Origin of the sequence: Alkalibacterium sp. MB6, assembly GCF_009935905.1 — a bacterium.
GTDB lineage: Bacteria > Bacillota > Bacilli > Lactobacillales > Carnobacteriaceae_A > Alkalibacterium.
The window spans coordinates 1-14,002 of record NZ_PREX01000012.1 but is presented as its reverse complement, the minus strand read 5'-3'; the positions used below and the strand labels follow the sequence as shown (position 1 = coordinate 14,002).

The window sequence follows — 14,002 nt, the reverse complement described above, 5'->3', positions numbered from 1 at the left end:
TGCATTATTGGACATATGATTTTCCTCCTTAAATTTCATTAAAATCGTGTTGTGCTGTATTCATTGGCGGACGTTTGTCACTCTCAGGAACCAGTGTTGGTTTCCCTTGAGGCTTTTCAATGTAGCTTCCTAGAACTTCCTCAAATCGCTTCTTACCGATAAGAGAAGTCATGGCAGTAATGCCAAGAAGCTTTTGTTCATATGGATCGAAGCCTTCTGCACTGACAGCTTTTGCAACTGCAGCTTCATCGGTATACCTTCGATTGGATCGCCCTTCGACAAGCTTCCATCCGTTCCACTGCTTTCCGCTGACTGCTGATTGCAGTGCGTAATCTTTGATATCTGATGCCCAAGAGATTAGACCATCGATTTTACTTAGGATGTCTTCGACCTCGTAATCATCGAGTAGAGGTGGCATCTTGAAGTCGTGTTTGGCCAGCTCCATGTTGTACTCAGCTCTGGTGCGGCATTCATGTTTCGCTTTGCAAAATCCACACCAATCACCACACTTGAAGTCCCCTTCACCCGCAAAGGCCAGTTCTGCAGTTGGTTTAAGAACTTCATTAGCCCACTTGTATAAGGATTCTTTAGATACTGTGTGGGTGGATATGTTGTTTCTACGAGGCTGATAGATAGTATTGGAAACAGTATCGATGTCATAGATTCCATCGAATATTTCAAGTGCACCCAGTGCATAGAGCTTCATCTGCGGATTATCTTCAGCTTCAACTAAAATCCCCTGTCCATGCTTGTAGTCGCATACGTGGATCTCTGAATCAGCTATGATCAAGCAATCTCCGGTCCCGAAGCCGCCTTCAACGTACTTAGAGAAGTCCAGCCTTTGCTCTATAAGAACAACCGGGTCCGCGCATTTTTCTTTTGCAGCTTCTATCAACTCAAGAATGTAAGTTGCATAGCCATTCGCACATTCTTCCATTTCTTCACTGTAGTAGGTGAGATTCTCTTTTGGATCCTTGGCAAGGAGTCCAAGTGCAACTTTTAATTTGTACTCACATAAGGTATGAGCATCGGTACCTTCTGCGGCATAGCTACTTCCTTTATCTTCATAAGACTCACTGAGCCTGACAGAAGGAGGACAGTTTAACCACCTATGAGATGAAGAGGCTGAAAGAAGTGCATGTTTACCCATTTCCAAGTACCTCGGCTTCTGCTAGAAGTGCTGGATAATCGGAAGCATTAATTTCTGACAGCTTATCAGCGCCATACTTTTGAAGTAGCTCTCGAATTTTTGATGTATGGCCATCTCGACTTTTTTCAGCCAGAACCGCTCTAACTTCTTCAAGAGTTATGGCCTTTTCTTCTGGTGCAGGATTTTCTGGTTTAGCAGGTGTTGGTTCATTGCTACTACTGAACATGCTGGAAAGAGACTGAGATATCCCTATCAGCGTTTCACCACACTGGTTCAGCTCTTTCACTAATAGAGAGAGTTCACTCATTTTGCCCATCTGGTTTTCCTCCTTTTTCTTTCTCTTGCTGCGATAGCGTTGTAAGCTTCTTAGCAAGGCGCTTTGACACTACGCTGATGGCGGTAAGAACATCGGCCAGTTCTTCATCCATTTCAGGATCCCGGCTCTGAGTGTCAGTTTGGTTTGCTTGATTCTGCATTGTTTAACCTCCGTTCCGAGGGCTATTTTGTTCCCCTCAACCTTCACAGGACAAAAGTGAGAAGTTTGAGTAATGACTTTGAAAAATAGTTTTGATGATGCCCTCTGATATCCATAGGACACCAGAGGGTATTTTGAGTAATGAACTACATCCAGTCTTTTAGGACTTCTCTTAGTTGGGCAAAAATCTTAATCTTACGGTTGTTTACAGTCTTTTGAGCACAACCGATATATTCAGATATTTCGCGCTCGGTTTTGCCCATACTAAAGAGCTCAGCAATACGGCGATTCTCTGGGTCTAGTTCATCCAGGGCAGCGAAGAGTTCCTCTAGAAGAAGCTTGTCCTCCACAAGTTCATCAATGTTTATCGAATCTGGTACGTCGAAACCATCAGCACTGAACTTGTCCAATGAGAGGGTACTACCATTTCGATCCATTAGTTTCAAACCTTTTTCAGCCCGTTCCAGATCACATTCACGGCAATTCCGAATACATCTTTTTATGCCACCTTTGCCGTCACTAATGATGCAGCGTTTCTCGCGTTCTTGGCGTTTTTTCTCTGCCCACAGGGGCTGCTTGTAAGCGCGATACACTTCCTCTGTGACTTCAACAACTTGATCTTCAATGGTTAGATGCCATGCTCCATCGTAGAAGTCTTTGTTCTTTGGTTGACTTTGGTTTTCGTTGATTGACATATAAATAGCCCTCCTTCGGCTTAAAACCGAGATGGAGAGCTCATATGCCATAGCTAATAAGCCACAAGGCAGACTGGTACCGTAGTCAGGAGTTATCTCCATCTCAAACTGGCACCAGCACTTCCAAGTGGCTGGAGCATGCGTATTTAGTTTTTCATCACTTAACACTTGGAAGACGCCTGTACACGGCTGTTAAATGATGTTTAGTTGATCAACGAGAAGTTGGTGATTGCCAATTTTAAATTGAAAATATATATTACATATGTTAAAATACATTAACGTCTCATTGATCTCTTTTATTGTATAAAATGGGGCATAGTGAATTTAGATACTTTGGGATACTGTGAGATACTTTGGATACTTTTTGGGGGAGGTGCCAAACTGCATGATGTTTACGGAGTTAGTCCATGCCATTCATCCACATCTTATGAAAGATGCGGATGTACCTGATTTCATGAGAAATCTTATTCAGATGCTATGTGATATACCAGAAGAAGATTGGTCAACAAAAAAAGACCCCTCGTCTGAACAAGCCAACAAGGATTCATCCTTGAGGAAGTTCTATACAAAGGGTCCGACAAAAAAAATTGGCTAAATCGATGCTTGGTAGATTAACAAGTGAGAATTTTATTGAAGCAATTTATCATGATGATTCACTCAATGACCGAACTGATACAGTTCTCGAGTCTTTAGCTGAAGACATACAACCTTTTGCGGAAGATGTTGATAAAGATAATGTAGGAGAAGTCCTGTTTGATTTGTTTAAGCAATCATTAGATTTTATTGTTAATCCTGAACTAGAGAATGATAGAATAATTGCTTCTGCCAAAGAGGCTTCTAGAAAAGCTAAGGGTATTTATGGACTAGGTTTACTTGAAGATTGCAGACACACTTGCTCGTATCCTGGATGCGGGAAACATCTACAAACCGTAAATGATAAGTACCACACAGTTAATAATTATGAAGTAGCCGGTATCAAAGGAAGCAGATCATTATCATATGAAAATTTGATTGCCATGTGCCATGATTGTTTTCAGAACTATGTGTTCAAACATACAAAAACAGAAGAGAAAGACCTTGTTACGATCAAAAAACTCCAAAGTGATGCTCGTAGTATGCGACAAACCCTCGATGAGGTTGCTATTGAAAAAGGCATAACCAAGGTTATCTATAATCTTAGTAAAGCAAAACCAACACAGCTATTATCCCTTAACTATGATGCATTGAGGGTACCTGAGAAAATTGATGAGGAGCTATATCTATTTCTTGTCGATGAAGTGACAGGACATGTGACCAAGTATTACCTATTTATTGAAAAGACGATGAAGGACTTGGCACAACAAAGTCAATTAAGCGATGGATTACTTCGAGCGCAAATCGCAGATTCCTATAGGAAATTAGCAGAAAAAAAGAAAAGTCCAGAGATAATATATAGTGCCTTGTCTGAAAAAATCAGAAGTATTACTAAGCAGGATATTAGATTTTGTTCAATTGTAGTTTCATATTTTATTCAATCATGCGAGGTGTTCGATGCTATTACCAAATAAGCTTTTTTCATATAACGAAAGTGTATTTTCAAAATTGCCAATTATATTGAGAGCATTGGATCAGCCTAAGACTCCACATGAACTCTTATTAAGTCTACAGAATACAATTAAAAGTCCCTTAGAACTATTGGGTGCTCTTGATTGTTTGTACGCACTTAAGGAAATTGAATTTAATGAAGAGGAAGGTAGGATCGTACGATGCTTAAAGAAATAAGTTGTGAACTATTCAAGATCAATGGGAAGACACGTGAGCCTATTCGTTTTCATAAAGGGCTTAACATAATACTTGGTGGAGGAACAGGTGCAAATTCCATAGGTAAGTCCACAATGTTACTAATAATTGATTTTGTATTTGGTGGAGATGCATATGTAAAAAGTGATGCTGTAAAACAGTTAGATAATCACAGTATAAATTTTATTTTTGAGTTTGATGAAGTACCTTACTATTTTGTTAGGCATACTGCTACATCTGGAGATTTTGTTAGGTTAGACGAAAACGGAAATATATTGGAAATTCTGAGTAGAGAATCCTATACAAAATGGCTTAGTGAAAAATACCACATGGATTACACAGGTTTAAAATTCAGAAAAACGATAAGTCGATTCTTCCGTATCTACGGCAAGAATAATTATAACGAGCTACGACCATTACAAATGAGAGGTGGAAATGAATCTCAAGAAGACGCAATACATGTGCTCATAACACTTTTCAAACAATACGATAATGTAGTTGCGTTTGAAGAACAATTGAAGCTTGCAGAAAATAGAATCAAGGCATTCAGAGATGCCCGTAAGTTTCAGTTTATTCCAGCAGCGGTTGATGGGTTAAAAAAATATGAAGATAACATCAAAGCCATTGCTGCGCTGAAACAAGAAAAAATCGAATTAGAAAGAACTCATAACCAAACAGTTGATACTGATGAGGTTAATAAGGCCAATCAGATAAATGCTTTAACGGTTCAAATGCAGGATGCTCGTAGACTAGTAAGTGAAAAAGAGAATGAATTACATTTAATCGATCTAAATATTAGTCAGGGGGTTTATCCGACAGAAGCAGATTTAATGAGTTTGCGTGAGTTTTTTCCAGAAGTGAATCTTCAAAAATTAATAGATATTGAACGCTTTCATAATAAAATCCAGGCAATACTTCAAGATGAGTTAGAAGCTGCAAAAGTGAGGTTAAAAGAGGAGCTAATACCATTGAATCATTCGGTTAAAAAGCTGCAGTCAATGGTAGAAGAAATACAACCCTCAATGGCGTTTAGTAAAGAGTTCCTTGATGCCTACACCAGAATTGATCGTACAATTCATAAATTAGAGGATGAAAACGAGGCCTTTGATACTCGCAATACATTACTAAATGAGAAAAAAAGAGCAAGTGATAGGCTTAAAACACAGTTACAGACGATACTAAGAGTTATTGAATCGACTATAAATGAACAAATGAGTGAAATCAGCGATTTTGTTTCATATGAGAATGATAATCCGCCGGTTCTTGGAATTAAAGAATATAATAGCTATTCTTTTGAGACTCCAAGAGATACAGGTACGGGCACAAACTATAAAGGTATGCTAATCTATGATATCAGCATACTTAGAAGTACTGTGCTACCTGCATTGGCTCATGACTCACTTCTCTTCCCTAATGTGTCGGATGAATCCATTGGTAGAATCTTAGAGCTCTATACAAAAGAAAAACAGAAACAGATATTTATTTCCTTTGATAGAGATAAGAAGTCTGATGCAGCAACTCAGTTAATAATTAAAGAAAATACGGTGTTAAAGCTAGACACAGATGGACAAGCGCTATTTGGCTGGAAATGGGGTAGAAAGGATGCTGAAAATGAAAATCCAATATAATAAACTCTGGAAAATACTGATCGATAAAAATATGAAAAAAGTCGATCTTAAGGATGCTGCTCATATTAGCTCAAACTCCATCGCTAAACTTGGAAAAAATGAACCTGTGAGAATGGATGTACTAATGAAAATAGCCAAAGCGCTAGATTGTAAGGTTGAAGATCTGTTTGAAACTATTAGTGATGATGAGAATGAATAAGTAAGAATCAACCAATAACAATAGTTCTTAGAAAATTGTTTTTAAGAGCCAGCTACAAAATTCAATACAAGTATCAAGAAAAAACAAATCAAACTCGGACTCTTTTTGTTTCCGAGAGCAATTATAATAATTGGAGGTATTCAAATGACAAGTACAGCACAACGTGCCAAATTACAATCTCAGATCTGGAAAATTGCTAATGATGTCAGAGGATCTGTAGATGGGTGGGATTTTAAACAATATGTCTTAGGGACTCTTTTTTATCGGTTTATCAGTGAAAACTTTTCTTCTTATATTGAAGGTGGTGACGATAGCGTCAACTATGCAGAACTTGAGGATGATGTTATAACGGATGAAATCAAAGATGATGCAATTAAAACAAAAGGTTATTTCATATATCCTAGTCAGATGTTCTCTAGGATTGCTAAAACTGCAAATACAAATGAAAGTTTGAATACAGATTTAGCTGCAATATTTTCTGCTATTGAAAGCTCCGCAAATGGTTATCCATCAGAACTTGATATTAAAGGGTTATTCGCTGATTTTGATACTACAAGCAATAGATTAGGGAATACTGTGAAAGATAAAAATAGTCGTCTGGCAGCTGTTATTAAAGGCGTTGAAGGGCTTGATTTTGGTGAGTTCGAAGAAAATCATATCGATCTCTTTGGTGATGCTTATGAGTTTTTAATTTCTAATTATGCTGCCAATGCTGGTAAATCCGGTGGTGAGTTTTTTACACCACAGAGTGTTTCTAGACTGATTGCACAATTAGCAATACACAAGCAAGCATCCATTAACAAAATTTATGACCCTGCAGCTGGTTCAGGTTCCCTACTTTTACAAGCAAAAAAACAGTTTGATGCGCATATTATCGAAGATGGTTTTTTTGGACAAGAGATCAATCATACAACCTATAACCTTGCACGTATGAATATGTTTTTACACAATATAAACTATGATAAGTTTAATATTGCTTTGGGCAATACACTTTTAGATCCTCACTATGGTGATGAGAAACCTTTTGATGCTATTGTGTCTAATCCACCCTATTCCGTAAAATGGATTGGAAGTGATGACCCAACTCTTATAAATGATGAGCGGTTTGCTCCTGCAGGTGTATTACCGCCAAAATCTAAAGCGGATTTTGCTTTTGTGCTTCATGCTCTTAGTTATCTTTCAAGTAAAGGACGAGCCGCTATCGTTTGTTTCCCTGGTATTTTTTACCGAGGTGGAGCTGAACAGAAAATTAGAAAGTATCTGATTGATAATAACTTTGTAGAAACAGTTATTTCACTAGCACCTAATCTTTTTTATGGGACTCCAATAGCGGTTAATATTTTGGTTCTTTCTAAGCATAAAAGTGATAATAAAACTCAATTTATTGATGCAAGTGGGGTGGATTTTTACAAGAAGGAAACGAATAATAACATACTAACAGATAAACATATCGGGAAAATCATGGAAATGTTTGATGATAAAGCAGATGTTGATTATGTTGCGAAATCTGTTGATTATGATGCAATCGTTGAAAATGATTATAACCTCTCAGTGAGTTCTTACGTGGAGGCTAAAGACACAAGAGAAGTCATTGATATCAATGATCTGAATGCAGAAATAAAAAAGACCGTATCAAAGATAGACAAGCTTCGTACTGAAATTGATGAGATTATTGAGGTGATTGAATCATGATGAATATGGATTTTATGGATAAATTACTTGATGGGGTTGAAGTCGTTTGGACACCGTTAGGGGAAGTGGCTGATTATGAACAACCAACTAAATATTTGGTGAAATCACAAAACTACAGTGATGATTTTAAAACCCCAGTTTTAACAGCCGGTAAAACTTTTATACTCGGTTATACTGATGAAACCAATGGTATTTATAATGCATCAAAGAATCCAGTTATTATTTTTGACGACTTCACAACAGCCAATAAATGGGTTGATTTTGATTTTAAGGCTAAATCATCAGCTATGAAGATGATTACATCAAAAAATGAATCGGTAATTTTATTGAGGTATATTTATCATTGGATAAATACTTTACCTAGTGGATTGGTAGAGGGAGATCATAAACGTCAATGGATTAGCAATTATTCTTATAAATCAATCCCAATCCCACCCCTCAATATCCAAGCCGAAATCGTCCGAATTTTAGACACTTTCACAGAGCTTACAGCAGAGCTTACAGCAGAGCTTACAGCAGAGCTTATAGCACGTAAAAAGCAATATAACTATTATCGTGATAAGCTGTTGAGTTTTGAAGATGGGGAAGTTGAGTGGAAGGCGTTGGGAGAGGTGTTTGATATTTTCGCTGGTGGGGACGTACCAAAAGATTCCTTATCAGAAACAGAAACAGAAGAATTTAATGTTCCTGTTTTATCTAATGGGATTGAAGATAAATCATTATACGGTTGGACAAATAAAGCCAAGATTGAGAAGCCAAGCTTAACAATTTCTGCACGGGGCACTATTGGATGGACAAGTTATAGAGATAAACCCTTTTTCCCAATCGTTCGTTTGCTGGTTTTAACCCCTAAAATCAACATAAATTTAAAGTATGCTTATTATTATATGAAAACAATTGAGAGTAATTACAATGTATCGAAAAATGGTATACCTCAGTTAACAAAACCAATGGTAAAAGATTTAAAATTCCCAATACCATATGCTGACAACTTAGAAAAATCTCTCACCGAACAAGAACGCATCGTATCTATCCTAGATAAATTCGATGCTTTAACATCTTCAATCACAGAAGGTCTACCTCGTGAGATAGAATTACGCCAAAGACAATACGAGTATTACCGCAATATGCTTCTTACTTTCCCAAAAGAGGGGGTAGATGCGTAATATGGGTGTATCATTAACTGACATTGCACAGGATTTAAAGGATAATGATAAAAAAGTGCAATTGATTTATGCCTTTAATGGAGTTGGCAAAACAAGACTTTCAAAGGCATTTAGATTGTTAGTTGCACCAAAAAACGACACAGATATTGAACAAACAGGATTAGCTAGCAAAAAAATTCTTTACTATAATGCTTTTACAGAAGACTTATTCTATTGGGATAATGATTTGCAAAATGATGTTGATATAAAGCTTAAAATCCATTCGAATTCTTTTACAGGATGGGTATTTGGTGAGCAAGGGCAGGATCAAAACGTTATTGATTATTTTCAGCATTATACCAATAAAGCATTAACACCTAGATTTAATTCGAATTTTACTGAGGTTACATTTTCGTATGAACAAGGAAATGATGCACCTACACAAAATGTTAAGATCTCAAAAGGTGAAGAAAGTTGCTTTGTTTGGAGTGTTTTTTATAGCTTACTAAAACAAGTTATTGAAGTGCTAAATGTAGCTGAACCAACGGAACGAGAGACAGATCAACTTAATCAGTTAGAATATGTTTTTATTGATGATCCAGTAACTTCATTGGATGACAATCATTTAATTCAATTGGCAGTAGACTTAGCTCAGTTGATTAAGTTAAGTGAATCAGAGCTTAAATTTATTATTACAACACACAATCCGATTTTTTATAATGTTCTCCATAATGAAATTAATAAAAAAGCCTGCTATATGCTAGACCGTCAAGAAGATGGTACTTTTGAATTACAAGAAAAAAATGGAGATTCTAATAAAAGCTTTTCATATCACTTACATTTAAAGAATACTCTAGAAGAAGCTATTGAAAACAATCAAGTACAAAAATATCATTTTACTCTTTTACGAAATCTATATGAGAAAACAGCCAGTTTCCTTGGATTTCCAAAGTGGTCAGAGCTATTACCAGATAACAAAGAAAGCTATTATAATCGTATTATCCAATTCACAAGTCACTCTACGCTAGCAAGTGAAAGTGCAGCAGAACCATCACCACAAGAAAAACAAACTGTTAAGCTGTTACTTGACCACTTGATCAGTAACTATAGCTTTTGGAAGGAGGCATAAAGATGATCGAATACAAACCCATTGCAGAATCCAACAATTTTATCGTACTCGACAAATACACCAAGTATTCAGAAGTGCATGAAACCTCAGCAAGTTATCAAACAGAAGCAGTACTTGAAAAAGAGTTTATACAAGACTTAGAAAGTCAAGGCTACGAGTATTTGCCCGATTTAACCACGCCTGAGAAAATGCTTGAGAATGTGCGTAAGCAACTACAGGACCTTAACAAAGTGACGTTTTCTGACGATGAGTGGATAAGATTTTGCGAGCAATATTTAGACAAGCCAAGCGACAATCATATTGATAAAACCCGTAAATTTCATAATGATTATATTTATGACTTTGTCTTTGACGATGGACACATTCAAAACATTTATTTGGTGGACAAAAAGAATATTTCTAATAACAAATTACAGGTGATTTCTCAATTTGAGCAAAAAGGCACTCAGTCCAATAGGTATGATGTGACCATTTTAGTCAATGGCTTACCCGTTGTTCAAGTGGAGCTTAAAAAGCGCGGTATTGCCATTCGTGAGGCCTTCAATCAGGTTCATAGGTATAGCAAAGAAAGTTTTAATTCAGAGAATTCTCTTTATAAATATTTGCAGATTTTCGTAATCTCCAATGGCACAGATAGCCGCTATTTTGCCAATACCACAAAACGAGACAAAAATAGTTTCGATTTTACCATGAACTGGGCAAAAGCGGACAATACGCTGATTAAAGATTTAAAGGATTTTACAGCGACCTTCTTTCAGAAAAAGACACTGTTAAATGTGTTATTACACTATTCCGTATTTGATGCGAGTGACAATCTCCTTATTATGCGGCCTTACCAAATAGCAGCTACTGAAAGAATTCTTTGGAAAATAAACAGTTCTTATCATGCCAAAAATTGGAGAACTGTAGAAAGTGGCGGCTATGTTTGGCATACAACTGGCTCAGGAAAAACCTTGACAAGTTTTAAAGCAGCTCGCTTGGCTACGGAACTAGACTTTATCGATAAGGTATTTTTTGTTGTAGATAGAAAAGACCTTGATTATCAGACGATGAAAGAATATCAGCGTTTTTCACCGGATAGTGTCAATGGTTCAGAAAACACTGCTGGACTGAAACGTAATATAGAAAAAGACGACAACAAAATTATTGTTACAACCATTCAAAAACTTAACAATCTTATTAAAGGGGATGCCGAACTCCCTATTTACAACAAGCAGGTGGTCTTTATTTTTGACGAAGCGCATCGGTCACAGTTTGGCGAAGCCCAAAAGAACATCAAGAAAAAGTTTAAGAAGTTCTATCAATTTGGTTTTACTGGCACGCCAATTTTTCCAGAAAACGCCTTAGGTTCTGATACCACTGCTACTGTTTTTGGCCGCGAGCTCCACTCCTATGTCATTACTGATGCGATCAGAGATGAAAAGGTTTTAAAGTTTAAAGTGGATTATAATGATGTACGTCCTAAATTTAAGGCTATTGAAACCGAAAAAGATGAAAAAAAACTATCGGCTGCTGAAACTAAAGAAGCATTGCTGCATCCAGAGCGGATTAAAGAAATTTCACAATACATTCTTAATAGTTTTAGAGTAAAGACACATCGTTTGAATGCAGGGGGTAAAGGATTTAATGCCATGTTTGCGGTGAGTAGTGTAGACGCAGCGAAGCTTTACTACGAATCCTTAAATAACTTGCAAAAGGATAACGATAGACCACTTAGGATTGCTACAATATTCTCCTTTGCTGCCAATGAGGAGCAAAATGCAATAGGTGAAATCCTAGATGAAACATTTGAACCTTCTGCTATGGATAGCAGCGCAAAAGAGTTCTTAAGTTTAGCGATTAGAGATTATAATGCAATGTTTAAAACCAATTTTGGTGTTGAAAGCAATGAATTTCAGAACTATTATCGTGACCTTGCTAAACGTGTTAAAGGTAAAGAAATTGATTTGCTAATCGTTGTGGGTATGTTTTTAACCGGTTTTGATGCGCCAACATTAAATACTTTATTTGTTGATAAAAACTTGAGATACCACGGCTTGATTCAAGCCTTTTCTAGGACAAATCGTATCTATGATTCCACGAAAACATTTGGCAATATCGTTACATTTAGAGATTTAGAACAAGCAACCATTGATGCAATTACTCTTTTTGGTGATAAAAACACCAAGAACGTTGTACTTGAAAAAAGCTACAAAGAATACATGGAAGGTTTTTCAGATGTTGCAACCGGTGAAGCACGACGAGGTTATGTGGATGTTGTGCAAGAACTGAGAGAACGGTTCCCTGATATTGACAGGATTGAAACGGAGAAGGACAAAAAGGATTTTGCAAAACTCTTTGGTGAATATCTACGTGTCGAAAACATTTTACAAAATTACGATGAATTTTCGAGCTTAAAAGCGTTACAAACGTTAGATTTGAACGATGCTAAAGCAGTCGAGGAATTTAAAGCGACTCATTACGTGACGGATGAAGATATCGCTGCTATGAAAGAAATTAAGGTACCAGAAGAAAGAGTCATTCAGGATTATCGCTCTACATACAATGATATCCGTGATTGGCTTCGTCGTGAAAAAGATGGAAAAGAAAAAGATCATTCATCTATTGATTGGGATGATGTTGTCTTTGAAGTAGACCTTCTAAAATCTCAAGAGATTAATTTGGATTACATTCTAGAATTGATTTTTGAGAACAACAAAAAGACAAAAGACAAGGCAACTTTAGTTGAAGATGTAAGGCGAATGATTCGTTCTAGTGTCGGGAACCGTGCAAAAGAAAGCTTAGTAGTCGATTTCATCAACCAAACGGATTTAGACAAGATCAAAGATAAAGCAAGTATTATAGATGCGTTTTTTGAATTTGCTCAAACCCAGCAAAAACGCGAGGCAGAGGAATTGATTGATAGTGAAAAACTAAATGAAGAAGCTGCAAAGCGGTATATTTTAGCTTCTTTAAAAAGAGAATATGCCAGTGAAAATGGAACGGAGCTCAATGCAATCCTTCCTAAAATGAGTCCTCTCAATCCTCAATATTTAACGAAAAAGCAAACTGTCTTTCAGAAGATTGCTGCCTTTGTAGATAAATTTAAAGGTGTGGGTGGTAAGATTTAATCGAACACAAGGAGGGGAGTTTATTTTGATTATAGAAAAAGGAAAAGATATACTTTGCATTCGGTTTGTGAATGTTGGTGGGTACGATTGTATACTAGAACACAAAAATTTACTCATTAAAAATGGTTTTGTTTGGTTTGGTAAAATTGGAAATAAACCTACCGATAAAGCTTTAAAGAAAATGATTGCGGAAAACACAAATTACATTTTGCTGAAAGAGCCTGTTAAAGCTTATATATGTACTTTTGAAACTTATCAACATGATCAACCTTTAGAAGGATTTCCGTCATATTACACAACAGAGATACTCCCAAATAGAAAATTTTCAATTTGGTTTAAAATACTTTCAATAAAGGAAGTAAAAAACTTAAATGTATTGAATGATGTTGTGCTAAAGAGTAGCAGGAGTCCTGTGCTTGAGACTGTGAGAAGGTCTATGGCTTCACATTTTTATACAGTAACAAAAAAAGAAGTTGTTATAGACTAGTAGTTTTTAGTTTGATTATTATTAATTTATCCAGGATAATAACACATGAGTGTATAAAAGATTGATATGTTTCCGCATACGGGGAGGGGTATCAAAAACAGGATAGAAAAGTTTCCACGTACGGATAAATGTAAAAAATACTCAAGACATCAAGATGAGCCTATCCGGCCATGGTGTTAGAGGAAACATATCTACACTGAACCTTTTAATTTTACCTATACTTTTTAATTATTTTGACTGAATGAAGATAAGGGTATTCAAGTTAGATTTAATCACCAAAGCACCAGTCGAAAAACTCAATATGTTAACAATCTAATGCGTTTAGAAAGCCCGAGGGATTCTCTGAACGCAATGATTTCAAGCCTTTTCCGGGGTTAAGCCCAAGGGAGGGCTTTTTATTTTTGTATCAAAATCTGCATGAACATAGATCCAAGTGTGTTTTGCAAGATAAATGTTTAGAAAATTGCAATGAAAAGTTAAGAACTTTGCCAACCACTTTTAGTTCAATTATTT

General features: G+C 36.4%; 14 protein-coding genes. 10 read left to right on the top strand and 4 right to left on the bottom strand.

Annotated features, from left to right (window positions below; genetic code table 11):
* Positions 1 to 28: 28 nt before the first annotated feature.
* From C3945_RS06010 to C3945_RS06000, 4 genes are all read right to left on the bottom strand, one after another.
* Positions 29 to 1,150 carry a DUF2800 domain-containing protein gene (locus tag C3945_RS06010; protein WP_161878844.1) on the bottom strand — a complete coding sequence of 374 codons (1,122 nt, stop codon included), beginning with the start codon at positions 1,148 to 1,150 and terminating at the stop codon, positions 29 to 31.
* Positions 1,143 to 1,466 carry a DNA ligase gene (locus C3945_RS06005; protein ID WP_161878792.1) on the bottom strand — a complete coding sequence of 108 codons (324 nt, stop codon included), beginning with the start codon at positions 1,464 to 1,466 and terminating at the stop codon, positions 1,143 to 1,145. Before C3945_RS06005 ends, C3945_RS06010 begins: the two co-directional genes overlap by 8 nt.
* Complete coding sequence (locus C3945_RS11835; RefSeq protein WP_202623308.1) at positions 1,450 to 1,626, bottom strand: hypothetical protein; 177 nt, start codon at positions 1,624 to 1,626, stop codon at positions 1,450 to 1,452. The genes C3945_RS06005 and C3945_RS11835 overlap by 17 nt, the downstream gene beginning before the upstream one ends.
* 145 nt (positions 1,627 to 1,771) lie before the next feature.
* On the bottom strand, positions 1,772 to 2,320 hold the full coding sequence (locus C3945_RS06000; RefSeq protein WP_161878791.1) for a helix-turn-helix transcriptional regulator: 549 nt from the start codon (positions 2,318 to 2,320) through the stop codon (positions 1,772 to 1,774).
* A gap of 385 nt (positions 2,321 to 2,705) precedes the next feature.
* Here C3945_RS06000 and C3945_RS05995 point away from each other — a divergent pair, with 385 nt between their 5' ends.
* From C3945_RS05995 to C3945_RS05955, 10 genes are all read left to right on the top strand, one after another.
* A complete protein-coding gene (locus C3945_RS05995; RefSeq protein WP_161878790.1) occupies positions 2,706 to 2,915 on the top strand; it encodes a hypothetical protein in 210 nt (69 codons plus the stop codon).
* On the top strand, positions 2,908 to 3,867 hold the full coding sequence (locus tag C3945_RS05990) for an ABC-three component system protein (protein WP_161878789.1): 960 nt from the start codon (positions 2,908 to 2,910) through the stop codon (positions 3,865 to 3,867). Before C3945_RS05995 ends, C3945_RS05990 begins: the two co-directional genes overlap by 8 nt.
* Positions 3,851 to 4,081, top strand: coding sequence for an ABC-three component system middle component 7 (locus C3945_RS12130; RefSeq protein ID WP_442862163.1), 231 nt, complete (start codon positions 3,851 to 3,853; stop codon positions 4,079 to 4,081). The genes C3945_RS05990 and C3945_RS12130 overlap by 17 nt, the downstream gene beginning before the upstream one ends.
* The gene (locus C3945_RS05985; protein ID WP_161878788.1) at positions 4,066 to 5,727 is read left to right on the top strand and encodes a DUF2326 domain-containing protein; all 1,662 of its coding nucleotides are present in this window, start codon (positions 4,066 to 4,068) and stop codon (positions 5,725 to 5,727) included. Before C3945_RS12130 ends, C3945_RS05985 begins: the two co-directional genes overlap by 16 nt.
* A complete protein-coding gene (locus C3945_RS05980; protein ID WP_161878787.1) occupies positions 5,711 to 5,926 on the top strand; it encodes a helix-turn-helix domain-containing protein in 216 nt (71 codons plus the stop codon). The genes C3945_RS05985 and C3945_RS05980 overlap by 17 nt, the downstream gene beginning before the upstream one ends.
* 144 nt (positions 5,927 to 6,070) lie before the next feature.
* Positions 6,071 to 7,618, top strand: coding sequence for a type I restriction-modification system subunit M (locus C3945_RS05975; RefSeq protein WP_161878786.1), 1,548 nt, complete (start codon positions 6,071 to 6,073; stop codon positions 7,616 to 7,618).
* On the top strand, positions 7,615 to 8,784 hold the full coding sequence (locus C3945_RS05970; RefSeq protein ID WP_161878785.1) for a restriction endonuclease subunit S: 1,170 nt from the start codon (positions 7,615 to 7,617) through the stop codon (positions 8,782 to 8,784). The genes C3945_RS05975 and C3945_RS05970 overlap by 4 nt, the downstream gene beginning before the upstream one ends.
* A gap of 1 nt (position 8,785) precedes the next feature.
* The gene (locus C3945_RS05965; RefSeq protein WP_161878843.1) at positions 8,786 to 9,892 is read left to right on the top strand and encodes an anticodon nuclease; all 1,107 of its coding nucleotides are present in this window, start codon (positions 8,786 to 8,788) and stop codon (positions 9,890 to 9,892) included.
* Positions 9,893 to 9,894: 2 nt separating this feature from the next.
* Positions 9,895 to 13,002: a type I restriction endonuclease subunit R gene (locus tag C3945_RS05960; protein WP_161878784.1), complete on the top strand. Its 3,108-nt coding sequence runs from the start codon at positions 9,895 to 9,897 to the stop codon at positions 13,000 to 13,002.
* A gap of 25 nt (positions 13,003 to 13,027) precedes the next feature.
* Positions 13,028 to 13,489, top strand: coding sequence for a hypothetical protein (locus tag C3945_RS05955; RefSeq protein WP_161878783.1), 462 nt, complete (start codon positions 13,028 to 13,030; stop codon positions 13,487 to 13,489).
* The last annotated feature ends 513 nt before the right edge of the window (positions 13,490 to 14,002 follow it).

Excerpts from the sequence above, each read along its gene's own strand:
- C3945_RS05985 (WP_161878788.1), top strand. The coding sequence starts at position 4,066 with ATGCTTAAAGAAATAAGTTGTGAACTATTCAAGATCAATGGGAAGACA.
- C3945_RS06010 (WP_161878844.1), bottom strand. The coding sequence starts at position 1,150 with ATGGGTAAACATGCACTTCTTTCAGCCTCTTCATCTCATAGGTGGTTA.
- C3945_RS05995 (WP_161878790.1), top strand. The coding sequence starts at position 2,706 with ATGATGTTTACGGAGTTAGTCCATGCCATTCATCCACATCTTATGAAA.
- C3945_RS05975 (WP_161878786.1), top strand. The coding sequence starts at position 6,071 with ATGACAAGTACAGCACAACGTGCCAAATTACAATCTCAGATCTGGAAA.
- C3945_RS05965 (WP_161878843.1), top strand. The coding sequence starts at position 8,786 with ATGGGTGTATCATTAACTGACATTGCACAGGATTTAAAGGATAATGAT.
- C3945_RS05970 (WP_161878785.1), top strand. The coding sequence starts at position 7,615 with ATGATGAATATGGATTTTATGGATAAATTACTTGATGGGGTTGAAGTC.
- C3945_RS05960 (WP_161878784.1), top strand. The coding sequence starts at position 9,895 with ATGATCGAATACAAACCCATTGCAGAATCCAACAATTTTATCGTACTC.
- C3945_RS11835 (WP_202623308.1), bottom strand. The coding sequence starts at position 1,626 with ATGCAGAATCAAGCAAACCAAACTGACACTCAGAGCCGGGATCCTGAA.
- C3945_RS06005 (WP_161878792.1), bottom strand. The coding sequence starts at position 1,466 with ATGGGCAAAATGAGTGAACTCTCTCTATTAGTGAAAGAGCTGAACCAG.
- C3945_RS12130 (WP_442862163.1), top strand. The coding sequence starts at position 3,851 with ATGCTATTACCAAATAAGCTTTTTTCATATAACGAAAGTGTATTTTCA.
- C3945_RS05980 (WP_161878787.1), top strand. The coding sequence starts at position 5,711 with ATGAAAATCCAATATAATAAACTCTGGAAAATACTGATCGATAAAAAT.
- C3945_RS06000 (WP_161878791.1), bottom strand. The coding sequence starts at position 2,320 with ATGTCAATCAACGAAAACCAAAGTCAACCAAAGAACAAAGACTTCTAC.